The organism is Pseudomonas sp. Leaf129, from assembly GCF_001423465.1.
GTDB lineage: Bacteria > Pseudomonadota > Gammaproteobacteria > Pseudomonadales > Pseudomonadaceae > Aquipseudomonas > Aquipseudomonas coleopterorum.
The window spans coordinates 1,453,705-1,477,799 of the sequence record NZ_LMOC01000001.1; the positions used below are offsets into that span (position 1 = coordinate 1,453,705).

The following is a 24,095-nucleotide window of genomic DNA, read 5'->3' on the forward strand; positions in this document are numbered from 1 at the left end:
GGCAACGGCTGAGCTCACGCGCGGCTTTCGCCATTAGTCGCGTTGACAAGATCGTCAAGAGCTGTCGATAATCCGAACCAAGTCATACGACAACAGATGACAAAAACAATAACGACAAAGGACTCGCTCATGACAGGCATTCACACCGTCCAGAATCCCTTCAATCGCCTTCTCCTGACCGGCGCCGCCGGCGGTCTGGGGAAGGTGCTTCGAGAAAGTCTGAAACCCTTCGCCCGCACCCTGCGGCTCTCCGATATCGTCCCTCTTCCCGCCTCCACCGACACCCGTTCCGATACCTGCGAAGAATTCCAGTTGTGCGATCTTGCCGACAAGCAGGCCGTGCACGAACTGGTACAAGGCGTGGACGCCATCGTGCATTTCGGCGGCGTATCGACGGAGCATGCTTTCGAAGACATCCTCGGCCCCAATATCTGCGGGGTCTTTCACATCTACGAAGCGGCGCGCCGACATGGCGTCAAGCGCGTGGTGTTCGCCAGCTCCAATCATGTGATCGGTTTCTACAAGCAGGACGAGACCATCGATGCCCATTCGCCGCGGCGTCCGGACAGCTACTACGGGCTGTCCAAGTCCTACGGCGAGGACCTGGCCACCTTCTACTTCGATCGCTACGGCATCGAAACCGTCAGCATCCGCATCGGCTCATCGTTCCCCGAGCCGGCCAACCGTCGAATGATGAGCACCTGGCTCAGCTTCGACGACCTGACCCGACTCATCGAACTGAGCCTGTTCACCCCGGACGTGGGCCACACCGTGGTCTACGGCGCTTCGGCCAACCGCGATGTGTGGTGGGACAACCGCTATGCCGCGCACCTGGGTTTCGCCCCCAAGCACAGCTCGGAAGTCTTCCGCGACAAGATCGACGCGCAACCGATGCCCGCTGCCGACGATCCGGCCATGGTCTATCAGGGTGGCGCCTTCGTCGCTGCCGGGCCGTTTGGCGACAACTGAATCCTTTGCGACACCAAAACAACAACAACGCTGGAGTTATCCATGGATTTCAAACGCACGTTACTCGTAGCAGCACTCCCGCTCGCCTTCTGCCTGTCCGGGTTGGCGCAGGCCGCGATCAACATCAAGTTCGCCGAAGTGCACCCGGCCGGTTATCCGCCGGTGGTGGCCGAGCAGGAGATGGGCAAGAAACTCGTGGAACAGAGCAATGGCGAGATCACCTTCAAGATGTTCGCCGGTGGTGTGCTGGGTTCCGAGAAAGAAGTGGTCGAGCAGGTTCAGAGCAACGCTATACAGATGACCCGGGTCAGCCTGGGCATCGTCGGCCCGGTGGTGCCCGACGTGAACGTGTTCAACCTGCCGTTCATCTTCCGTGACCAGGCGCACATGCGCAGCATCATCGACGGTGAAATCGGCCAGGAGATCCTCGACAAGATCACCAATTCCGAATTCAACCTGGTGGCATTGGGCTGGATGGATGGCGGCACCCGCAACCTCTACAGCAAGAAGCCGGTACGTCAGATCGGTGACCTCAAAGGCATGAAGATCCGCGTGCAGGGTAACCCGGTGTTCATCGAAACCATCAATGCGATGGGCGGCAATGGCATCGCCATGGCCACCGGCGAGATCTTCAGCGCCCTGCAGACCGGTGTGATCGACGGCGCGGAGAACAACCCGCCGACCCTGCTCGAACACAACCACTACCAGAACGCCAAGTTCTACACGCTGACCGAGCACCTGATCCTCCCCGAGCCCATCGTGATGGCGAAAGGCACCTGGACCAAGCTAAACCCGGAACAACAGGCGCTGGTGAAGAAGCTCGCCCGCGAAGCGCAGATGGAAGAGCGCGTGCTGTGGGACAAGAAATCCAGCGAGGCGGAAGCCAAGCTCAAGGCCGGTGGCGTGGAGTTCATCACCTTGACGCCAGAGCAGAAGAAAGCCTTCTACGACGCCACTCAACCGGTACGGGACAAGTACGGCGCGCCGTACAAAGAGCTGATCACCCGCATCGAAGCCGTCAAGTAAGTCTGTCCGTCAACACCAAGGGGGAGCCGGCAGTCGCCCGCTCCCCCGCCGCTGGGTGAGCCTCATGAAAAACACTGTGCTGCGTTTGAACGACTTGCTGTACCGGGTCTGCATCGGGATCGCCGGCTTGTCGGTCCTGACCATGACCCTGATCATTCCATGGGGCATCTTCACCCGCTACGCGCTGGGCAGCGGTTCCAGCTGGCCGGAGCCGGTGGCGATCCTGCTGATGGTGGTATTCACCTTCTTCGGCGCGGCGGCCAGCTACCGCGCCGGCGCGCACATGGCCGTGGCCATGGCGGTGGAACGCATGCCGGCGCAGGCGCGCCGGGTGGCGGCGGTGGCCGTGCAGATCCTGATGGCGGTGGTCGCGCTGTTCATGATCGTCAAGGGCTTCAAGCTGTGCGCCAACACCTGGAACCAGTACCTGGGTGAGATTCCTTCCCTGCGAGTGGGTATTTCCTACTTGCCCATCCCGCTCGGCGGCATCGTGACCTTGGTGTTCATCCTGGAAAAGCTCTTCCTGGGTGACCAGAGCCACCGCGCCGTGATGCGGTTCGACGTCGTAGAAGCCAGTGAAGGTGCTGCGTAAATGGATGCTCTCATACTGTTGGGCAGCTTCATCGCCCTGATCCTGGTGGGGATGCCGGTGGCCTATGCGCTTGGCCTGTCGGCCTTGATCGGGGCCGGGTGGATCGAGATTCCGGCCGACGCGCTGATGATCCAGATCGCCGGTGGGGTCAACAAGTTCTCGTTGCTGGCCATTCCGTTCTTCGTGCTTGCCGGCGCGATCATGGCCGAGGGCGGCATGTCGCGACGGCTGGTGGCCTTCGCCGGCGTGCTGGTGGGGTTCGTGCGCGGTGGACTGTCTCTGGTCAACATCGTCGCCTCGACCTTTTTCGGCGCCATCTCCGGCTCGTCCGTGGCCGACACCGCCTCGGTGGGTTCGGTGCTGATTCCGGAAATGGAGCGTGCAGGTTATCCGCGCGATTTCTCCACGGCGGTGACGGTCAGCGGCTCGGTACAGGCTCTGCTCACGCCGCCCAGCCACAACTCGGTGCTGTACTCGCTGGCCGCGGGTGGCTCGGTGTCGATCGCCTCGCTGTTCATGGCCGGGGTCATGCCGGGGCTGTTGCTCAGCGCGGTGATGATGGGGCTGTGCATGATCTTTGCGCGCAAGCGCAACTATCCCAAGGGCGAAGTGATCCCGATGCGCCAGGCGCTGAAGATCGCCGGCGAAGCGCTGTGGGGGCTGATGGCGCTGGTGATCATTCTCGGCGGTATTCTGTCGGGCGTATTCACCGCGACCGAGTCGGCGGCCATCGCCGTGCTCTGGTCGTTCTTCGTGACCATGTTCATCTACCGCGACTACAAATGGCGCGATCTGCCCAAGCTGATGCATCGGGCAGCACGGACCATTTCCATCGTGATGATTCTGATCGGCTTCGCTGCCAGCTTCGGCTACATCCTGACGCTGATGGAAATCCCGATGAAGATCACCACGGCGTTCCTGACCTTGTCGGACAACCGCTACGTGGTGCTGATGTGCATCAATGTGATGCTGCTGATGCTCGGCACGATCATGGACATGGCGCCGCTGATTCTGATCCTGACGCCGATCCTGCTGCCCGTGGTCGTCAGCGTCGGCGTGGATCCGGTGCATTTCGGCATGATCATGCTGGTCAACCTGGGCATCGGCTTGATCACACCACCGGTGGGCGCGGTGCTGTTCGTCGGTGCGGCGATCGGCAAGGTGACCATCGAGGCCACGGTCAAGGCGTTGCTGCCGTTCTACCTGGCGCTGTTCCTGGTGTTGATGATGGTGACCTACATCCCCGCCATCTCGCTGTGGCTGCCGAGCGTGGTGTTGTAAATCCGATTGCCGCGGTGTGTGCGACACACCGCGGCAGTCCGTCATCCCAAAATCCCTGTAGCAGCGGCGCAAGCCGCGTCGGCGATACATGCGGTCAAGCTGTCACACTGCGGCGAATTCGGAGGCGGCTTGCGCCGCTGCTACGGGGGTAATGCGCGGGGTGTACCGGATGGGGTGGTGCTGGGCTGCCAGTCGGCACTCCCAGCGCCAGGCGTCGCGCAACATGTCTTCCAGGGAGCGTCGGGCCTGCCAGCCCAGTTCACGGCGTGCCTTGTCCGGATCGGCCCAGCACTGGGCAACGTCACCTGCGCGCCGGGGCTCGAAAACGACCGGCACAGACACCCCGCACGTGCGCGTGAATGCATCGACCACCTGCAACACCGAATAGCCCTGCCCCGTCCCCAGGTTCCAGACCTGCACCCCGCTGCCCCCCATCAAGGCCTGCAAGGCCAGCCAGTGCCCCTCGGCCAGGTCCATCACATGCACATAGTCACGCACCCCGGTGCCATCCGCCGTGGCGTAGTCGTTACCATATACGTGGAGCACGTCCCGCTGCCCGCTGGCCACCTGCAACAGATAAGGCAGCAGATTGTTCGGCACCTGCGCAGGCGCTTCGCCCAACTCACCGGAATCGTGCGCACCAATGGGATTGAAATAGCGCAACAGCCCGACCGACCAGCGCGCATCGGACGCGGCCAGGCTGGTCATGACGTTCTCGGCCATCAGTTTGGAAAAACCGTAGGGGTTGGTCGGCAGCCCGGTCGCACAGCGTTCGTCGATGGGCATCCGCGGACTGTCGCCATAGACCGTCGCCGACGAACTGAAAATCAGCGTGAATACCCCTGCGGCGGCCATGGCCTGGCACAGCGTGATGCTGCCGCCGACATTGCTGTCGTAGTAGCGCAACGGTTCACGGACGCTTTCGCCGACCGCCTTCAACCCCGCACAGTGAATCACCGCGGTAATGGGAAAGTCGGCGAACAGCGCGTCCAGTTGCGCCCGATTGCGCACATCGCCCAGGACGAAGCGGGCGCGCCGTCCGCCCAGCCTGGCGATGCGTTCCAGGCTGGTGCGCGAGCTGTTGCACAGGTTGTCGAGAATGACCACCGTCTGCCCGTGGCCCAGCAACTGCAAAACGACCTGTGCGCCGATATAACCCGTACCGCCTGTGACCAGAATCATCGTCGTCGCTCCCGGCGCCCGCAGGCACACTGGTCAAGATCAAGGGATAGCACCTGCGTGATACGACGACGGGATCAGGCCTATGAAGCTATGCCCTCGGGCCCTCGATGGAGTTCCCATGCAGTGCCGGACGGTCGCTCGGGGAAAGTTGAACGAGCGCAGCTCCGGCAGCGTCCAAAGCTTGGCAATGCACAGATCATGACCTTCCCCACCGGGTCTGTTCATTGCCGCGCACAATCCATACGGGTGGCGTCGAAGCTCAGTCCCCGCTGACTTCAGTCCCGATTCAGGCTCTGAAACAAGGACACCCCCATGAACGATGTGGCGCCCAACGGCTCTACCCCCACTGCTCATTCCCGCGCCCCGCGCGACCCTGCGCCGACCCGCCGGCCGCTCATGCTGTGTCTGTCCCATCTGCGCTGGGGCTTCGTCTACCAGCGCCCGCAGCACGTCATGTCACGCCTGGCGCAGAGCTATGACGTGCTCTTCTTCGAAGAACCGCTGTTCGCCGACCACGTCGAGCCGCAGTTGCTCACCAGCCAGCCCACCCAGGGCGTGACCGTGCTGGTCCCGCAATTGCCTGCCGGTGTGCCCCACGAACGGGTTATCGCCTTGCAACGCGAACTGCTCGATGCCTACCTGGCCGAGCATCGACACGATGAATTGCTGCTGTGGTACCTGACGCCGATGAGCCTGGCCTTCACCGACCACCTGCAGGCCCAGGTGACGATCTTCGATTGCATGGACGAGCTGTCGGCGTTCATGGGTGCGCCACCGGAGCTCATCGAAAGGGAACGTCAACTGCTGGCGCGCGCCGACGTGGTGTTCACCGGCGGGCACAGCCTGTGGGAGGCCAAGCGCCACCAACACGCCAACGCCCACGCCATGCCCAGCAGCGTCGACATCGCCCACTTTGCCCAGGCCCGAGAGCTGCTTCCTGATCCGACCGACCAGGCGGCGATCGGCCATCCGCGCCTGGGCTTTTTCGGGGTGATCGACGAGCGCTTCGACATCCAGCTGGTCGATGAACTGGCCCGACAGCGGCCGCAGTGGCAGATCGTGCTGATCGGCCCGGTGGTCAAGATCGACCCGCAGACCCTGCCGCGACGCGCCAACATTCACTACCTGGGCGGCAAGCAGTACAGCGACTTGCCCCGGTATCTGGCCGGTTGGGAAGTCGCGTTGATGCCCTTCGCCATCAACGCCTCGACACGCTTCATCAGTCCGACCAAGACCCCCGAATACCTCGCCGGTGGACGTCCGGTGGTGTCCACGCCGATCACCGACGTGATCAACGATTACGGTGACAGCGGGGTCGTGACCATTGCCGACACACCGCCTGCCTTCATCGCCGCGGTAGAACATGCCCTGGGCGCCGAGGCACGTGACAGCGTGCTGGCCCAGGCCGATGCAGCATTGAACGGCATGTCGTGGGACAAAACCTGCGCGGCCATGAAGGAGCAGATCGAATGCCTCAGGTAAACCTCGAAAGCGCCAGCCGTGGCCCGTCCGTCCATGGCGACGGCCGTCCCTACGACTATGTGATAGTGGGCGCCGGCTTTGCCGGCAGCGTCATTGCCGAGCGCCTGGCCGATGGGCTTGGCCTGAACGTGCTGGTGATCGACCGCCGCGAGCACATCGGCGGCAACGCCTACGACCACCTGGATGCAGCCGGCGTGATGGTCCACCGCTACGGGCCGCATATCTTTCACACCAATGCCCAGCGCATTGTCGACTATCTGTCGCGCTTCACCCAGTGGCGCCCCTACGAGCACCGAGTGCTGGCCCAGGTCGACGATCATCTGGTGCCGATTCCGATCAACCTCACCACGCTCAACACGCTGTTCGGCCTGCAGATGGATGAGGCTCAGGCCGAACGCTTTCTGGCCGAGCGCGCACAGCCGGTGGAGTGCATCCGCACCTCCGAGGACGTGGTGATCAATCAGATCGGCCAGGAGCTCTACCAGAAGTTCTTCCAGGGCTACACCCGCAAGCAATGGGGCCTGGACCCGTCGCAGCTGGACAAGTCGGTCACCTCACGGATTCCCACGCGCACCACCGAGGATGACCGCTACTTCACCGACAGCTTCCAGGCCATGCCGCTGGAAGGTTACACCCGCCTGTTCGAGAACATGCTTGACCACCCGCGTATCGACGTGCTGCTGGACACCGATTTCGCCCAGGTTCGCGAGCAGTTGTCCTACGCCCAGCTGGTCTACTGCGGCCCGGTGGATGAGTATTTCGGCTTCCGTCTGGGCCGCCTACCCTACCGTTCGTTGCGCTTCGAGCACAAGACGTTGCAGCAACCCCAGCTGCAAGCGGTGGCCGTGGTCAATTACCCGGACGAAGCGGTCCCCTACACGCGCATCACCGAATACAAGCACCTGACCGGGCAGCAACACCCGCAGACCAGCATCACCTACGAATACCCCTGCGCCGACGGCGACCCCTACTACCCCATCCCACGAGCCGAAAACGCCGCGCTGTATCAACGCTACAAGGCGCTGGCGGACGAAACGCCGGGGGTCACCTTTCTCGGTCGATTGGGCACCTACAAGTACTACAACATGGATCAGGTGGTCGGTCAGGCGCTGGCGCTGTATCAACGAATCGAGCAGGCGGGTGCGCCCGTGCCTGGTGCGAGGGCTGCCGTGGAACTGCTCGACGAGCGCGGCGCTTGAAGGCGTGCGGCCTGTTCGACACGTTCATCATGGCCGGTTACGAATGCGCCGCTCAGCGGCGGCGCGATGGCGAACGAGTGGATGTGCAGGTCAGCACCGGGCATCAGCGCTGGGCGGCTGAAGATTATCGCCAGTTGCGGGCCGATGGTATCGGTTGCGCCCGGGATGGCCTGCGCTGGCACGAGATCGAACGGCGTTGCGGGCACTACGACTGGAGCAGTTTTCTACCCCTGCTGCGCGCGGCGCGTGAGTGCAATCTGCAGGTGGTGTGGGATTTCTGTCATTACGGCTATCCCGACGGACTGGACATCTGGCGGCCGGAATTCGTCGAGCGCTTTGCCCGCTTTGCCGGTGCCGCAGCGCGGCTGATGGTCGATGAGGGTTTCGAGGTGCCCTTTTGCTCCCCGGTCAACGAGATGTCGTTCTGGAGCTGGGCCGGCGGCGACGTCGGCTACTTCAACCCTGGCGCCCACGGTCGCGGGCTGGAGCTCAAGCACCAGTTGGTGCGGGCCAGCATCGAGGCCATCGAGGCGATTCGTACGCACGCGCCCCAGGCGCGCTTCGTGCAGTGCGATCCATTGATTCACATCGTGCCCGATTCGCCGCGCGCCGTGGACCAGGAGCGCGCCGAGGGTCATCGGCTGGCGCAGTTCCAGGCCTGGGACATGCTCGCCGGGCGCCAGTGGCCGGGGCTGGGCGGCTGCGAGGGGTATCTGGACATCATCGGGGCCAATTTCTACCCGCAGAATCAGTGGCGACAGAACGGCGAACGGATCCTGCTGGGGCATCCCGAGTTCCGCCCGCTGGCGGGATTGCTGGCTGAACTGAATCGGCGTTATGGCCGCCCCATCCTGCTGGCCGAAACCGGCGCCGAGGCGGATGCGCGAGGGCCATGGCTGGAATACGTGGGTGAACAACTGGCGCTGGCGATTGCACGTGGCGTCGATGTGCAGGGGCTGTGCTGGTATCCGTTCCTGGACTATCCCGGTTGGGACGATGGCCGCTACTGCCCCGCCGGTGTGTACGGCGCAGCCGACGGTGAAGGCTCACGGGCGCCTTATCATCCGTTGCGGGTGCAATTGCAAACGCTGGAGCGCCTGCACGGTCGCCGCCCATAACCCACCGCGTCCCACCCACAAATCCGCAGCGCCCCCGGACGCGGCTCGCGCCGCTGCTACAGGAATGTCGTATGCCGTCCCAGACGCGTCACGCGGATGTGCGGAACGCGCATGCCGCCCCCGAGCCGCGTCCGGCCGCATCGCGCAATACCTGTCGGAACGCATGCCGCCCCCAAGGCACGCACAACCCCTGTAGCAGCGGCGCAAGCCGCGTCCGGCCACACCGCGCAATACCTGGCGGAACGCATGCCGCCCCCAAGGCACGCACAACCCCTGTAGCAGCGGCGCAAGCCGCGTCCGGCCGCACCACGCAATACCTGGCGGATCAGATGCGGAACCCACCCACCAGCTGCTGCAATCGTGCGGCTTCCTGTTCCAGCGCCGTACAGGCGCTCAGGGTGGCTTCCAGGTTACTGACACCCTGCTGGTTGAGCAGATTGATCTCGCTGATGTCCAGGTTCAACGTCTCGACCACCGCTGTCTGCTCTTCGGTCGCCGTGGCCACGGACTGGTTCTGGCCATCGATTTCACCGATGCGCTCGGTCACGGTGGTCAGGCGCACGCCGGCCTGCTCGGCGACTACCATGCTGTGGGCACTCTGCCGCTGGCTTTCCTGCATCAAGGCCACGGCATCGCGCGACCCGCCCTGCAACTCCTCGATCATCTGCTGAATCTGCTGCGCCGAACTCTGCGTACGGCTGGCCAGGGAGCGCACCTCGTCGGCCACCACGGCGAACCCGCGCCCGGCTTCACCGGCGCGCGCCGCTTCGATGGCGGCATTGAGCGCCAGCAGATTGGTCTGTTCGGAAATCCCCCGAATCACGTCGAGGATCTGGCCGATATTGGCCGCCTTGCCGTCCAGCGCATCGATGTGCTCGCAGCTACTGCCGATCTTCTGCGACAGCGCCTGCATCGCCTGCAGGGCCTCGCCCAGCACGGTGCGACCTTCCTGGCTCTGCACACGCGCATCGCTGGCCTGCCCGGACGCATGCGCGGCGTTGCGCGCGATCTCTTCGGCGGCCGCGCCCAACTGGTTGATCGCCGCCGCCACGCTCTGGGTGCGCTGCGCCTGCACATCGGACTGCTGCATCGACGACTGTGAAGACTCCAGCACCCGACGCGTGCCTTGGGTCAACTGCTGAGTGCTGTGCGCGACATCGCGAATCGAGCCGTGGACACGTGCCACGAACGAGTTGAACGCCGTGGCCAACGCGCCAAACTCGTCGCGCGCCTCCACCGGCAGACGCCGGGTCAGATCGCCTTCGCCCTCGGCGATGTCGTCCATCGCGCGAGTGAGCTCGCGCAGCGGTCGCAGCAGGATCTGGATCAGCAACCCGAGCAAGGCGATGATCGCGACCACCGCCACCACCGTGGCGATGATCGCCAGATTGCGCGCCCGGGTCACCGGCGCATAGGCCTTGGCCTCGTCGATCGACAGCCCCAGGTACCATTTCACCGACGGCAGCCCTTCCACAGGGGTGAAGCTGACCAGCCGCTGCGTGCCATTCTGCGGCACCGAACTGAAACCGGGCGCCAGGTTCGGCGTGCCTTCAGTGAACACCTCGGGCAGGCGCTTGAGCACCTGTTCGGGATGACTGCTGACCAGAATCTTGCCTTCCGCATCCACCAGGAAAGCTTCGCCCAGGCCGCCGGCGTTGAGCGAGCTGATGATGGTGACCAGCGTCGACAGGTCCAGATCGCCGCCGACCACACCGGCCAGTCGGCCATCGCGCATCAGCGGTGTGGCGATGGTGATGCCCAGTTTTTTCGACGAGGCCGACATATAGGGTTCGGTCACGATCATGCCACCGGCCTTGGTCGCCGCCGCATACCAAGGCCGCTGGCGCGGATCGTAGCCGGCCGGCAACGGGCCGTGGGGACGCTTGGTGTAGGTGCCATCGACCTCACCCAGGTAGGTGAGGTCGAAGTTGTCGGTGTACAGCTTCTGCTCGAGCAGGCCGGTCAGGCCTTCTGCGCTGCGATCGCGGGCCAGGACCTGAGCCTGGCTGTCGATCAGCTTGATGCGCGCGTCGAGCCAATAGGCGACGTTGCCTGCCGTCACTCGACCGGTTTCGGTCAGCGACGCACGCAGGCTCTGGTCGATGGCCTGGCGTTGCAGGTAGGCATTGAAGCCGGCGAAGGCGGCCAGGGCCGCTGTTACGACCAGAGCGGCGGCCAGCAGGATTTTATGGCTGAATTTCAGGTGTTTGATCAAGGGTCGAATACCGGCAGGAGAGAAGAAGCGCGTCAACGGATACCGCCGTGCTATCGGCTCGCCTTTGTGCTTCTTGAATGACCCGCTCAGCCCGTTGGCAAACTGATGGAAAGCAGCAGCGCATCGAAGCTGGCGCCATTGAGCGGGCGGCTCAAGTAATAGCCCTGGCCTTCGTCGCAGGCCACGGAGTCGAGCAACTTGAGATGCTCCAGGGTTTCCACACCTTCGGCCGTGACCGTCAGCGACAAGGCCCGGCCCAGTCCGATCACGGCCTCGACGATGGCCAGATCTGGTTGGCTGTCACCCAGTCGGCTGACGAAACTGCGGTCGATCTTGAGCCCATCGAAAGGAAAGGAGCGCAGATAGCTCAACGATGAGTAGCCGGTACCGAAATCATCCATAGTCAGGCGCACACCCAGTGCCTTGAGGCTGCGCATCAGTATCAGGGCATTGTCGGCGTCTTCCAGCATGACGCTTTCGGTGACCTCCAGTTCGAGCCTGTTCGCGGTCAGCCCAGAGCGCTGCAATGCCGCCTTGACCCGTTCGACCAACTGCCCGCTCTGAAACTCTCTGGACGATACGTTGACCGACACGAACAGCGTTTCGGGCCATTGGCTGGCCTGCCTGCACGCGGCGTCCATCACCCATTCGCCCACGGCAGTGATCAATCCCACCTCCTCGGCGATGGGTATGAACGCATCGGGCGCCAGCAGTCCGCGCTGAGGGTGTTGCCAGCGTACCAGGGCCTCGGCGCCGACCATGCGCCCGTCGGCGATGCGAAAGCGCGGCTGGTATTCCAGACGCAACTCACCATGCTTGATCGCATAGCGCAGATCGCCTTCGAGGCGGCGACGCTCGACGATTCGCGCATTCATGTCACCATCATAGAAACGCCAGGTACCGCGCCCGCTGGCCTTGGCCTCATACAGCGCGATGTCGGAATAGCGCAACAGTTCGGGCGCGTGTGCCGCATCCCCCGGAGACACGGCGATGCCAATGCTGGCGCTGACATGAATCTCCTGCTCGTCGACATCGATCACTTGCTCGATCAAGTCGATCAGCCGTCGGCACAAGGCTTCGATCTCCTGATGCCCGACCATGCCCGACACGACCATGACGAATTCGTCACCGCCGACCCGGGCGACGATGTCCTGGCTGCGCACGCACTGCCTGATGCGGGCACCGATTTCGTGCAGCACCAGGTCGCCGGTGGCGTGTCCGAGCAGATCGTTGACGGGCTTGAAGCGATCCAGGTCGATGGTCAGCATCACCAGGGGCTGGCTGGCGGCCAGGGCATTTTCGAGGCGGCTTTCCAGATAGTCGCGCAGCTGGCTGCGGTTTGGCAGCCCGGTCAGCACGTCATGCCGCGAAAGGTACTCGACCCGTCGCCGGGCCTCGATCTCCTCGGTAACGTCGGTGGCGGTGCCGCGAAACCCTTGAGTACCGCTGGTGCGTGCGGCAATCCTGGCTGTGCGTTGCTGCAGGTGCTTGTCGACATAGCTGCATTCGGTGACCAGGTTGCTCTGCCCGACATTGCTGCGCAGCCGGTCTAGCAAGGTGCCGTCGGGCAGGTCCACGAGTTGGTCCAGCGAAGTTCCCAACCACTGCGCCTTGTCCAGCCCGGTGACAGCTTCGAAACGGTCGGACAGGTAAGTGAGGCGCCCCTCGCAGTCGGCCTCCCAGATCCAGTCGGAGCTGGCCTCGGCGACATCGCGAAAGCGTGACTCGCTCAGCGTCAGCGCCGCCTGGCTGGTGCGCAGCAGTTCGTGACTGCTGTCCAAGGCACGGGCCGCGCGGGTATTGCGGCGCAACATGACCCAGGTCATGCCGAAAATGATCAGCGTCGCCAGAATGATCAGCGGCAGCACCACAATGATCATCTGCCGCCCGGGTCGGGTGGCATCCCACTGCAGATCGAAGTGCGTACCGTGCTCGCCCGTCAGTTCTGCGTGAGCGACCGCAGGGTCATCGGCCCGGCCCAGGCGTACTCCGCGCAAACCCATGTTGGCGCCCAGCTCTTCGAGGCGCCGCGGATCGAGTCGGTTGACCACGAGCATGACCGATGGCGGCCGGTCGTCGGCCTGCACGGTAGGGTCGGTACTGGGCGTGATGGCTGCTGCCACGACCAGCGCCGGCGTGCCGGCCAGGCTGGTCAGTGCCGTGAAGACCTTTTCGTCATCGGCGAGCGCGCGGGCTTCGGCCACCCACTCGTCGACAGAGCGCCCCAGCCACTGCGCCGCTGCCACGGTCTCGTAGCGGCCTTCGATCACCGCATAGACGGAGCGGCCACTCGGGCCGATGACAAAAGCCGCTTCATAGCCAAAATCATCGTACAGCGCGGGGCCGAAGTTCTCCCGCACGAAGGCCCACTCCATGTCGACCTTCAGGTGCAGATGCCGATACGCCTCACCCCAGAACGAGTAATCCTTGATGGTCAGTTGCAGGAGCCGGCGTTCGGCCTCGATGCTTTTTTGTATCAGTGACTGCCCTTGGGCCTGCTCTGCACGATCCAGGCCGTGGGCGAAATACAGTGACAGCGAGACCGCCAGCGCGAAGACCACGGCAAGGCTGGCACAGAACGTGACCAACGACGCCTGTGCCAGGGAAGTGCTGCTCGCTGGCTGGGCAGGCGAGGCAGGAGAAGTGAAGCTGGACTTGAGCATGGATGGCCTGGAGAAGAATACTGCGCAGCTGATACGGGGTGTATCGGCCGCCCTCGAGCTTCCATGAACACAGGGACGCTTCAGGAGAAGCGCTTTCTGTGAAACCTGCTCATTGTGGGCTCAGCCCTTTTGTGGGCTCAGCCTTCCTGTGGGAGCAGCCTTTCTGTGGGAGCGGGCTCTGCCCGCGAAGGGTTCACCGCTGAATCCTTCGCGGGCAGAGCCCGCTCCCACAAAGAGCCTGCTCCCACAGAAAGAGGCCTATCCCACAACGAGCCCTACCCCACCCGCCCCTTGCCGAACACCAGCTTGCCCCAAACCAGCCCCAGCACCGCTGCCACCGTGGAAGCGGCCAGCACGCTGAGCTTGGCCGAAGCCAGCAGGGTCGGGTCGGTGAAGGCCAGCGCGGCGATGAAGATCGACATGGTGAAACCGATCCCGGCCAGCAGGCCGACCAGCCCCACTCCACCCCAGGTCACGCCCTCGGGCAGCCTGCAGATGTTCAGCTTGACCAGCAGCACACTGGCCAGCAGCACGCCCAGCGGTTTGCCCAGCACCAGGGCGATCATCACCCCGGCGAACACATGCTGCGACATCGCATCGCCCAGGTTCGCCCCACCGAAGCTCACCCCGGCGTTGGCCAGGGCGAACAGCGGCATGACCCCGAAAGCGACCCACAGGTGCAGGCCGACCTGAATCCGCTGCACCGGTGGCAGCACTTCGCGTTGCGCATCGCGCAGCTGCCGCAGCGGCTCAACCACAGCCTCGCGGTTGTCGCTGCCAGGGGTGAAGCGCTCCATCAACTCGTTGAAGTTGCGGCGGATGACGTCCACCGGACGCTCGGCCATCGGCTTGGAGTAGACCGGCGTCAACAAGCCCAGAATCACCCCGGCAAGGGTGGGATGAACGCCCGTCTTGAGCAGGCCGAACCAGACGATTGCCCCAGGCAGCACGTAGGCAGAAGCCTTGCTGATGCCCATGCGCTGGAACACCAGCACCAGCAGCACACCGGCCACGGCGATCAGCAGGCCGAGGTAGTCGAGGCTGGCGGTGTAGAACACCGCGATGATCAGAATGGCCACGATGTCGTCGATGATCGCCAAAGCCAGCAGCAGAATCCGCACGCTGGCCGGGATCGACTTGCCCAGCAACGCCAGCACGCCCACGGCAAAGGCGATATCGGTGGCGGTCGGCACCGCCCAGCCGGCGCTGGCGGCGGTGCCATGGTTGAGCGCGGTGTAGAGCAAGGCCGGCATCAGCACCCCGCCCAGAGCCGCACCCAGGGGCAAGGTCGCCAGTTGCAGATTGGCCAGGGCGCCGTCCTTGATTTCCTGGCGTATCTCCGCGCCCACCACCAGAAAGAAGATGGTCATCAGGCCATCATTGACCAGAAAGTGCAGCGAGCGCGACACGCTGAAATCGCCCAGCCCCAGAGTGATCTGGGTGTGCCAGAAATGCTCGTAGGACTCGGCTGCCGGACTGTTGGCCCAGACCAGCGCAGCGATGGCGGCGAGCAGTAACACGATGCCGCTGACGGCTTCGATGTGAGAGAAACGTTCGAGCGCCGCCAGGGCACGCTCGGTGAGCTGTTGCGGGCGGGGAATGACAGGCACGGCCGGTTTGGTTTCGGACACGGGGAGTCTCCGTTGGCGGCCCGACCAACGCTGAACTTTAACCTGCGCCGTACCGTATGCAGCGGCGCACCCGCGGCGATGATAGAAAGCCTGGGGCCAAGTTGCAATGCATCATCTCAATCCGGCGGCGGGGGCAGCATCAGGGTGGCGATCAGCGCGCGCACCGTGCCCGGCAGTGAGGCCGCTACCGAGTTCTGCGCAAGCCTACGAACTACGGCCAGATGTCCAGCAAAGCGGCCTGCAGCTCGTGCGAGGCCCCATACAACGGCACATGACCACGCATCAGGATCTGCGTACTGCGGCGGTAGGCAGCACTGCGGATCTGCAGTTGCCCATCGGACAGCGCCGCGACCACCGTGGTGTCCAGGCGCCCGGCGGGGTTTTCGATGCTGACGTGGAGGTCCGCGAATGTCGCTCCGGGAGCGGCGATGTCACGGGCCACCTGGTGCGCGGTGGTGCCCGGGATCAGGCACGCTGCTGCCAGGCAGCAGCCGCCGGACACCGCCATGGAGGCATGACCGGTCTGCGGGGTGAAGTAGCGTACAGCGATATGACCACCCTCGCGCGGCGCGCCGACGATGCAGATCTTGGGGATGGTTTCGCTGCGCGCCAGCTCGTCGCGGGTCATGGGCACACCGTCCTTGCGGCGCAGTCCCATCTTCAATCCGGCCTCGGTCCATAGCGAGCGCAAGGTGGCCATGAAGGCTGCATTCGCCTCGAGGGATGCGACGGGTTCGTGCCCGGTCTTGCCTAGGCTGCGCGCATCGACGATGACCATCGGCACCGCCACATCGACGCAGGAGACCTCGATGCCAGCCACGTGGTCGACGACCGCGCCGGTCGGCAGCAAGGCACCGGTCTTGTTGCCGACCGGCGCCTGGAGAAACAGGTCCACGGCAGGGTAGTCACCCATCACGCCAGGAATCTGCGCCTTGACGAAGTCCCCCCGCGCATCGCACTGCATGCGCGCCGTCGTGACCACCCCGGTGTTGGTGTTGCGGATATCGACTTCGCACAAGCCGCCGACCGGAGCTTGGAGCAGACCGACATCCAGCGCCCACAGCAGCAGCGCGCTGGACATGTTGCCGCAATTCACGCTCCAGTCGATCTCGGCATGGTCACTGGCCAGTTGCGCGAGGGTGCTGACCAGACGCAGCTGGCCGTCCACGCGTTCGGTGTTCATCACGAACACCTTGTTACTGGTCGCCGGACCGCGGCCCAGACCGGTGATCTGCCGGTTGCCGGGATGACTGCCTGCCGCAGGCACACCCATCAACTGGCGCAGCAGTTGCTCACGCAGCACCGTATCGGTCGGCAGCAACGGCTCCCACAGGACTACACCGGTGGAGGTACCGCCGCGCATGTAATGCACCGGCACCTCGACCGTGCCCAGTCGGCGTTGGGAGCGCCAACCCGGCGCAAGTCCAGGGCCAGTGGAGGTGAGGTCGTTCATCAACTACTCCTGTGAGTCGGGCAGCACCGCATGGCTCAGGGACTCATCAGCTCGCGGACCCTGGACGCCAGCGCGTCCATGGCGAACGGCTTGGTCAACACCTGCATGTCGGGCCCCAGGTAACCATTGCCGATCGCTGCGTTTTCCGCATAGCCGGTAATGAACAGCACCTTGAGCTCAGGCCGTACCTCACGCCCGGCGTCGGCCATCTGCCGACCGTTCATGCCACCGGGCAACCCGACGTCGGTGATCAGCAGATCGATACGCACGTCCGATTGCAGCAGCTTGAGGCCTGCCAGACTGTCGGCCGCCTCGATCAAGGTATAGCCCAGATCGCCCAGCACGTCGGTCAAGAGCATGCGCACGGTCGGTTCGTCGTCGACGATCAGGATGGTCTCCCCGGCATGTGCTGCGGCGGCCAGGGATTCGCGGGTTTCCGGTATCTCGTCATCGACCTCGCCGTAATAGCGCGGCAGGTAGATGCGCAAGGTGGTGCCCTCGCCCACTTCCGAATAGATCCGCACCTGGCCGCCCGACTGCTTGGCGAAGCCGTAGATCATCGACAAGCCCAGCCCGGTGCCCTGACCGATGGGCTTGGTGGTGAAGAACGGATCGAACGCCTTGGCAATGACGTCCGGCGCCATACCGGTGCCGGTGTCGGTGACACTGACCGACAGGTACTGGCCTTCGGGTATGTCGTAACTGCGCGCGGCCTCGCGATCCATCCAGCGGTTGGCGGTCTCGATGGTGATGCGCCCGCCATTGGGCATGGCATCGCGGGCATTGATGCACAGGTTGAGCAAGGCGTTTTCCAGCTGGCTGACATCCACCAGCGTGGGCCACAGATTGGTCGCGCCCACCGTTTCCACGCGAATGCTGGGGCCTACCGTGCGCTGAATCAGCTCGGTCATGCCTTCCATCAGCGCATTGACATCGGTGGGCCGTGGATCGAGGGTTTGGCGTCGGGAAAACGCCAGCAACCGGTGGGTCAGCGCCGCAGCGCGCTTGGCCGCGCCCTGTGCGGTGCTGATGTACTTGTCGGTTTCCATCCAGCGCCCTTGGGCGATGCGCGTGCTCATCAGCTCGAGCGCACCGGAAATGCCGGCCAGCAGGTTGTTGAAGTCATGGGCCAGGCCGCCGGTGAGCTGCCCGACCGCTTCCATCTTCTGCGACTGGCGCAGTTTCTCTTCGGCCTGGATCAGCTTGACCGTACGCTCGGTCACGCGCTGTTCCAGGGTATCGTTGAGAGCACGCAACGCAGACAAGGCGCGATCGCGCTCGGCCTCGACCGAGCGCCGCGCCTCGACATCGATGAGCACCCCTGGAAAACGCAGCGGTTTGCCCTCGGCGTCGTTCTCGACACGACCGTTGGCCTCGATCCAGTAATAGTGGCCGTCGGCCCGGCGGACGCGATACTGATGGGAATAACTGCCGCCGCGCTGGATCACTTCGCTGATCGCGGCACTCAGGCCTTCGCGATCATCGGGATGCACCGTGGCCACGATCGTTTCCAGGCTCAAGCCTTCACGGCCCAGCGCCGGATCCAGCCCGAACGCCAGGGCAAAGCCTTCGTCGACCGCGAAACGATCGGTCGGCAGATGCCAATGCCACGTGCCGATGATGGCCCCCGCCGCCAGGGCCAACTGCACCCGTTCGATGTTTTCCCGCGCCACGGCTTCACTGGTGCGCAGACGATCCTCGGCATTGCGTCGGGCGGTGACGTCGCTGAAGATCACCGCGATCTTGCGTTCTTCGGGAAGGCCGACTTTCACGGCTCGCACATCGAACCAGCGTTTGAACGCTTCGGCATAGTTCTCGAAAGTAGCCGGCTCGCCGGTCTTGGCCACATGGCCATAGGTGTCGAACCAGAACTGCTCCAGGTCCGGGGCGAACTCGGTCACCCAGCGCCCGCGCAGGTTGACGCCAGCCTGCCGTTCGAAGGCCGGGTTGGCCTCGATGAAGCAGTAGTCGATGGGCCGATCTTCGGCGTCGAATTTGACCTCGACGATGGCGAACGCCGATTCGATGTTCTCCAGGATCTTGCGAAAACGTTCCTCGCTCTGCCGCAACGCGCTTTCAGCGTTGCGCACACGGGTCAGGTCGAGCATCGCGCCGATCATCCGCACCGCCCGCCCTTCGGCATTGCGAATGACGTGCCCGCGGTCGAGCACTTCGGCGAACGAGCCGTCGTGACGCTGAAACCGGTATTCGCCGGACCAACCCGATTGGCTGCCGTCGATCACGGCATGAATGGACTCGTAGACGCCCGCGCGATCTTCAGGGTGAATATGCCCGATCCACCAGTCACCGGTGGGTTCGACGGAAGCCAGAGGATGGCCGTAGGCCTGCTCGAGCGCCTCGTTCCACACCACCTGGTTACCGCTCAGGTCCCAGTCCCAGATGGCATCGTTGGTGGCCTTGACGGCCAGGCGGTAGCGCTCTTGGGTTTCCTTTATGGCCAGGCCGGCCAGGTGCTCGTTGGTACGGTCGCGCAGAATCTTGACGAAGCCCAGGTGCAGGCCGTCGTCGTACAGCGGCATCATCTCGCCAGATGCCCAGAATCGCTGGCCATCCTTGCGCAGATGCCAGCGCTCGTCATTGGCACGCCCGTCACGCAGCGCCAGACGCATCTCCAGGGCCAGCCGGCCCTGCTCGCGGTCTTCGGGCGTGAAAAACGGTTCGGCGCTGCGGCCGCACATTTCATCCGAGGTCCAACCCATGACGTGGGTCGCCCCCATATTCCAGTCGGTCACGATGCCTTGGGTATCGATCACCACCATCGCAAAATCGATGGAGCTGTCGAATACGGCGCGTTGGCGAGCCTCGTCGGTCACATGCGGCGAACGGCTGGGCTTATCGGGGGCGGCCTCGGGCGCAGGCGATCGGGCCAAGGCCTGCAACTGGCTCAGCACAACATGAGTGTGTGGATCGTGCAGGTCGAAACCGGCTTCTTCCATTACCTTGCGCAGGCGCTCGACCTGGAATGCGCGAGCTGCAACTGTCGTGTCGTTCAGAACGCCTCCAACTACCTTATAAAGGTGCCATGGACCCAATGCAGTGCTACGTGTGTGTTAGGCAGTGACCTGGCAGCGGGGTTCCCGAACGCGCGCAGCGTCAAGGGTATCCGGTGGTTCACGTGAAACGACTTGCAGACAGCGCCATACCCTGAACAGGCCACGCATCTTGAAAACGAGACGAGCGTGTACAGCGGGTAGAGAAATCATGTGCGAACAGGAAGGTGAAGCAGAAGGTGCACGTCATGTGCCGGGTTCATGTGCAGTGTCGATATGACGTGGATAATGGCAGGGGCGGCTGGATTCGAACCAACGCATGGCAGGATCAAAACCTGCTGCCTTACCGCTTGGCGACGCCCCTGTATCCGGTGCAAGAAAGCCAGTTGCTGGCCTCTGCATGAACGAGCGGGAATTTATCAGGTTTCTTTCGCGCAGGAAACCCCAATTGCAATAAATATTCTTCAAAAACAGCCGGTTGCTTTCCGGCGTCACTGTACCTGGCTTCAAACGGTGCAGGGATGAACTGTACGCGCCTGTGCCAAGTCCTATCTTCATCGCCCACTTGCCACGCCCGGCGTGCATGTTCAACCCTATCAGGAGGCACACTTCATGAGCACTACCCCCTACGTTCCACCCAAGGTCTGGAAAAACGACGCGGAATCCGGCGGCCAGTTTTCCAAGACCAACCGCCCGACCGCTGGCGCCACCCATGAGCAGACCTTGCCCGTAGGCAAGCACCCGTTCCAGCTGTATTCCCTGGCGACCCCCAACGGCGTCAAGGTGAGCATCATGCTCGAAGAGCTGCTGGAGCTGGGCCACGCCGACGCCGAATACGACGCCTGGCCGATTCGCATCGGCGAAGGCGATCAGTTCTCCAGCGGGTTCGTCGAGATCAATCCGAACTCGAAGATCCCGGCGCTGGTGGATCACAGCGAAGGTGCCGGGGTGCGGGTGTTCGAGTCAGGCTCCATCCTGATCTACCTGGCGCAGAAGTTCGGCGAGTTCCTGCCCACCGATGTGGCAGCACGCACCGAGGCCATGAACTGGCTGTTCTGGCAGATGGGCGCAGCTCCCTATCTGGGTGGCGGCTTCGGGCACTTCTATGCCTATGCGCCGGAGAAGCTGGAGTACCCGATCAACCGTTTCACCATGGAAGCCAAGCGTCAACTGGATGTACTGGACAAGCGGCTGGCCGAGACGCGCTTCATAGCTGGCGACGAATACACCGTGGCCGACATTGCGATCTGGCCATGGTATGGGCAGCTGGTGCGCGGCAATCTGTACGACGCAGCGCAATTCCTGGCGGTTGACGAGTATCCTCACCTGCAGCGCTGGGCCGAAGAGATCGCCCAACGTCCCGCCGTGCAGCGCGGTCAACGCGTCAACCGCACCTGGGGCGATGAAGCGACCCAAGTCCCCGAACGCCATAGCGCCGCCGACTTCAAATAACCCCATCCTGGCTTGCACCGCCCTTGTAGCAGCGGCGCAAGCCGCGTCCGGCCTCGCCGCAATACGCCTGACACTGCGCATACGACGCCGACGCGGCTTGCGCCGCTGCTACACGGGGCGCAGACGACGTTCATGCTTTGTGCAAGGCATCGCCGTGATGCAGCGCCGAATGACCCGTCTTGTCGCTCTTGACCTCGTACTGCGGCTCGTCGTTGGACGCTGGCCGATGTTTGCCCATGAACTCCACGTCCTTGACGTGAACCTTGGTCACCTTGCCATGGATCTCCCCCGCTTCGGAATTCCAGCGCACCGCGTCACCCACCTTGAATGCATGGCTCATGGTCTTGCTCCTCATGTGATGAAAAACCCTTCAAACAAAGGAGTGCAACGCACTCCATTGATTCACTCCACATAGCGACTCAACGTCCGGACGGCACTGCGCGCAAGGTGAACTCGGTGATTTCCGACGGCACCCCCAAACGAATCGGAAAGCCGTTCCACAACCCGCTGCCATTACTGACATACAGCTGCAGGCCTGCACGGCGGTACAACCCCGACACGAACCCCTCGTTGGCCTTGGCCACCACCTGATCGAAACCGCGAATCATGCCGCCATGGGTGTGCCCGGACAGCTGCAAATCGACGCCAGCGGCGATCGCCTGATCGATCCCGGCGGGTCGATGGTTGAGCAGCACGATCGGCGCATCGGCCGGTGCACCGCGCAGGGCCAGATCCAGGTCGAGCGCGCTGCCTCCGTACCGGGTGGCGACCTTGTCGGTGATACCGGCGATGACCAGTTGCCCGCGTGTATCGCCGACCACCTCATGCTGGTTGATCAGACTGTGCATGCCCGCCTCGCGAAACTTGGCCATCCAGCCTTCGTTGCCGAAGTAATACTCGTGGTTGCCGGGAATCGCGATCACGCCATCGCGTGCGCGCAACCGGGCCAGTGGGCGCACGTCCGTGGCCCGCGCCTGCAGGGTGCCGTCGATGAGGTCCCCGGTGATCACCACCAGATCCGGCGCCAGCGCGTTGGTGCGCGTGACGACTTCGTCCACCCAGGGCTCGGGAAACAGCACGCTGATGTGCAGGTCGGACAGCTGCACCAGCCGGAACCCATCCAGCGCCGGCGCCAGCCCGGGTATCTGGATGTCCACCTGACGCACGTCCGGCACGCGGGTAGCCTGAGCCACACCGAAGCCGGAGACCACCACCGCCAGCGCTGCCACGCCATAGCGCCATTTGGCCAGGGCGCTGCGTGACGAAGCGCGGCGACGGACCAGGCGGGTCAGCAGGATGCCCAGATCCAGCACCAGCACGAAAGCGAACAGCAGGGCAAACCCGGTAAAGGCCCAGCCAGCGCTGTACGCCACCCAATAGGGGACTTCAGGCGAGTACATGGTCCCGGTGAACGCCAGAATCAGCAGGTGGTATTTGGACGCGGCCAGCAGCACCAGACCGATCAGCAAACGCCAGCCGGTGGCCAGGGGCAATGGGTAGATGAAGCGCAGCGCAACATACAGAAACGCGACAGTCGCATAGATGTGGAACACGGCTATTCCTCATGGTCAGTGGCACTCTGACAGCCGGCCCCTCCGATGGTTTGTCAGCGAGTTGCTACAGAACGTGTGCAACCCCTCGACCAACAGGATGCTTCAGAAGATCGCGGTATTTGTGGGAGCGGGCTCTGCCCGCGAAGGACATCCCATGATCTTTCAGGCCTGCAACCTCAACTGTCCGGAAACGGAATGGACAGCAACCACTCGCGAAAGGCCACCAGCGACGGCAGTTGCTGATTGTGGGTGGGATACGCCAGGTAATACCCGCGACCGCTTTCCATGGGCTCGAACAGGGTCACCAACTCGCCCTGGGCGATTTCGTCCTGTACCAGAATGCGCGGCACCAGCCCGATGCCGATCCCGGCGATGACCGCCTGGATCAGGTGCGCCGTGTGCTCGAAGCTCGGCCCCAGGCGCGGGGTCGACGAGCCGGTCAACCCGACGCTGGCAAACCAGTCCGACCACGCGTGTGGCCGCGACACCACGCCCAGCAGCAGCTGCCGACCTGCATCCTGCACGGACATCTGCTCATGAGCGGGCAAGGCCTTGGGGCTGGCCACCACCACCAGCTTCTCCGAGAGCAATCGATGCGCCACATAGCCCGGCCACTGCCCCGACCCCGCGCAGATGATCGCGCTCATGTCCTGCACGCCTTCGGACAGGTCACCGCGCACGATGCGCGAATGAAGATGTACCAGACTGCCGGGATGGCGCCCATAGAAGTCTCCCATCCGCGGCATCAGCCATTTGGACGCGAAGGTCGGCAGCACCGCCAGGTGCAGGGTATCGGCCTCGATGCGGTGGGAAATGGTCTGCAGGGTGGCGCCGCGAATCCGCGCCAGGGCGCCGGCCAGCTCGTGCTGGTACAGCGCGCCTGCTGCGGTCAACTCGATGTGCCTGCCTTCACGTTTGAACAACGCCACCTCCAGCAGCGCTTCGAGGGCCTGCACCTGCCGACTCACCGCGCTCTGAGTCAAGGCCAGTTCGGCCGCCGCCCGGGTGAAACTGCCGTGGCGACCTGCAGCTTCGAACGCCAGCAGCAACGACATGGAAGGTGTGAGCCGTCGAGGATTCATTCATTGAGCTCATGCAAAAAGCGAAGGATATACGTTTGCCCGGTGGGCCCGTGTCGGCGAAAATACGGTCACGCACGTCATGATGCAAGGCCCCTGCGGTAGATACGATCGGCTCTTCGAACTCGATCACCGCGCGCCTCGCCCTTTGCACACATGCCTGTTTCGAATGCAAATCCACTGCCCCGC

Annotated in this window: 17 protein-coding genes, 1 tRNA gene and 1 pseudogene; 8 read left to right on the forward strand and 11 right to left on the reverse strand. The window is 63.6% G+C overall.

Translation table 11 applies throughout. The features are described from left to right. The first annotated feature begins 129 nt into the window (after positions 1 to 129). From ASF66_RS06335 to ASF66_RS06350, 4 genes are all read left to right on the forward strand, one after another. Positions 130 to 969, forward strand: coding sequence for an NAD-dependent epimerase/dehydratase family protein (locus tag ASF66_RS06335; RefSeq protein ID WP_056843166.1), 840 nt, complete (start codon positions 130 to 132; stop codon positions 967 to 969). 42 nt (positions 970 to 1,011) lie between these two features. Beyond that, positions 1,012 to 1,995 (forward strand): TRAP transporter substrate-binding protein, encoded by a 984-nt coding sequence (locus ASF66_RS06340; RefSeq protein WP_056843167.1) that lies wholly within the window; start codon positions 1,012 to 1,014, stop codon positions 1,993 to 1,995. A gap of 64 nt (positions 1,996 to 2,059) precedes the next feature. Further along, complete coding sequence (locus ASF66_RS06345) at positions 2,060 to 2,587, forward strand: TRAP transporter small permease (RefSeq protein WP_049859017.1); 528 nt, start codon at positions 2,060 to 2,062, stop codon at positions 2,585 to 2,587. Continuing rightward, the gene (locus tag ASF66_RS06350) at positions 2,588 to 3,868 is read left to right on the forward strand and encodes a TRAP transporter large permease (protein WP_056843168.1); all 1,281 of its coding nucleotides are present in this window, start codon (positions 2,588 to 2,590) and stop codon (positions 3,866 to 3,868) included. 102 nt (positions 3,869 to 3,970) lie between these two features. On the opposite strand, the gene galE is transcribed toward ASF66_RS06350, so the two are convergent. Continuing rightward, positions 3,971 to 5,050, reverse strand: a complete 1,080-nt coding sequence (galE, locus tag ASF66_RS06355) for a UDP-glucose 4-epimerase GalE (protein WP_056843169.1) — start codon at positions 5,048 to 5,050, stop codon at positions 3,971 to 3,973. A gap of 312 nt (positions 5,051 to 5,362) precedes the next feature. Between galE and ASF66_RS06360 the strand changes: the two genes are divergently transcribed. Genes ASF66_RS06360 through ASF66_RS06370 form a run of 3 tightly spaced genes read left to right on the forward strand, consistent with a single transcriptional unit; the run spans position 5,363 to position 8,849 of the window. Continuing rightward, the gene (locus ASF66_RS06360) at positions 5,363 to 6,532 is read left to right on the forward strand and encodes a glycosyltransferase family 1 protein (RefSeq protein WP_056843170.1); all 1,170 of its coding nucleotides are present in this window, start codon (positions 5,363 to 5,365) and stop codon (positions 6,530 to 6,532) included. Beyond that, positions 6,520 to 7,731, forward strand: coding sequence for a UDP-galactopyranose mutase (gene glf / locus ASF66_RS06365; protein ID WP_056843171.1), 1,212 nt, complete (start codon positions 6,520 to 6,522; stop codon positions 7,729 to 7,731). The genes ASF66_RS06360 and glf overlap by 13 nt, the downstream gene beginning before the upstream one ends. A gap of 29 nt (positions 7,732 to 7,760) precedes the next feature. After that, the gene (locus ASF66_RS06370; RefSeq protein WP_056843458.1) at positions 7,761 to 8,849 is read left to right on the forward strand and encodes a hypothetical protein; all 1,089 of its coding nucleotides are present in this window, start codon (positions 7,761 to 7,763) and stop codon (positions 8,847 to 8,849) included. 325 nt (positions 8,850 to 9,174) lie between these two features. On the opposite strand, the gene ASF66_RS23185 is transcribed toward ASF66_RS06370, so the two are convergent. The 7 genes and pseudogenes from ASF66_RS23185 to ASF66_RS06400 all read right to left on the reverse strand — a co-directional run bounded on the left by ASF66_RS23185 (position 9,175) and on the right by ASF66_RS06400 (position 20,186). Beyond that, positions 9,175 to 9,939: a methyl-accepting chemotaxis protein gene (locus ASF66_RS23185; protein ID WP_414704802.1), complete on the reverse strand. Its 765-nt coding sequence runs from the start codon at positions 9,937 to 9,939 to the stop codon at positions 9,175 to 9,177. Positions 9,940 to 10,032: 93 nt separating this feature from the next. Beyond that, positions 10,033 to 11,100 (reverse strand): annotated as a pseudogene (locus ASF66_RS23190) (HAMP domain-containing protein); the annotation flags it as partial. A gap of 50 nt (positions 11,101 to 11,150) precedes the next feature. Beyond that, the gene (locus tag ASF66_RS06380) at positions 11,151 to 13,727 is read right to left on the reverse strand and encodes a bifunctional diguanylate cyclase/phosphodiesterase (protein WP_056843173.1); all 2,577 of its coding nucleotides are present in this window, start codon (positions 13,725 to 13,727) and stop codon (positions 11,151 to 11,153) included. A 275-nt stretch (positions 13,728 to 14,002) separates the two neighbouring features. Beyond that, positions 14,003 to 15,358, reverse strand: coding sequence for a Na+/H+ antiporter NhaA (gene nhaA / locus ASF66_RS06385; RefSeq protein WP_056843174.1), 1,356 nt, complete (start codon positions 15,356 to 15,358; stop codon positions 14,003 to 14,005). A gap of 211 nt (positions 15,359 to 15,569) precedes the next feature. After that, positions 15,570 to 16,811, reverse strand: coding sequence for a PrpF domain-containing protein (locus tag ASF66_RS06390; RefSeq protein ID WP_056843175.1), 1,242 nt, complete (start codon positions 16,809 to 16,811; stop codon positions 15,570 to 15,572). A 35-nt stretch (positions 16,812 to 16,846) separates the two neighbouring features. Continuing rightward, positions 16,847 to 19,768 (reverse strand): PAS domain-containing hybrid sensor histidine kinase/response regulator, encoded by a 2,922-nt coding sequence (locus tag ASF66_RS06395; protein WP_082484498.1) that lies wholly within the window; start codon positions 19,766 to 19,768, stop codon positions 16,847 to 16,849. A gap of 343 nt (positions 19,769 to 20,111) precedes the next feature. Beyond that, positions 20,112 to 20,186: transfer RNA gene (locus tag ASF66_RS06400), tRNA-Gln, on the reverse strand. Positions 20,187 to 20,434: 248 nt separating this feature from the next. Here ASF66_RS06400 and yghU point away from each other — a divergent pair. Beyond that, positions 20,435 to 21,274, forward strand: a complete 840-nt coding sequence (gene yghU, locus ASF66_RS06405; protein ID WP_056843176.1) for a glutathione-dependent disulfide-bond oxidoreductase — start codon at positions 20,435 to 20,437, stop codon at positions 21,272 to 21,274. Between the two features lie 130 nt (positions 21,275 to 21,404). On the opposite strand, the gene ASF66_RS06410 is transcribed toward yghU, so the two are convergent. From ASF66_RS06410 to ASF66_RS06420, 3 genes are all read right to left on the reverse strand, one after another. Then, positions 21,405 to 21,614, reverse strand: a complete 210-nt coding sequence (locus ASF66_RS06410) for a DUF2945 domain-containing protein (RefSeq protein WP_056843177.1) — start codon at positions 21,612 to 21,614, stop codon at positions 21,405 to 21,407. A 79-nt stretch (positions 21,615 to 21,693) separates the two neighbouring features. Beyond that, the gene (locus tag ASF66_RS06415) at positions 21,694 to 22,827 is read right to left on the reverse strand and encodes a metallophosphoesterase (protein ID WP_056843178.1); all 1,134 of its coding nucleotides are present in this window, start codon (positions 22,825 to 22,827) and stop codon (positions 21,694 to 21,696) included. A 176-nt stretch (positions 22,828 to 23,003) separates the two neighbouring features. Further along, positions 23,004 to 23,909 (reverse strand): LysR substrate-binding domain-containing protein, encoded by a 906-nt coding sequence (locus tag ASF66_RS06420; RefSeq protein ID WP_056843179.1) that lies wholly within the window; start codon positions 23,907 to 23,909, stop codon positions 23,004 to 23,006. Positions 23,910 to 24,095 lie beyond the last annotated feature (186 nt).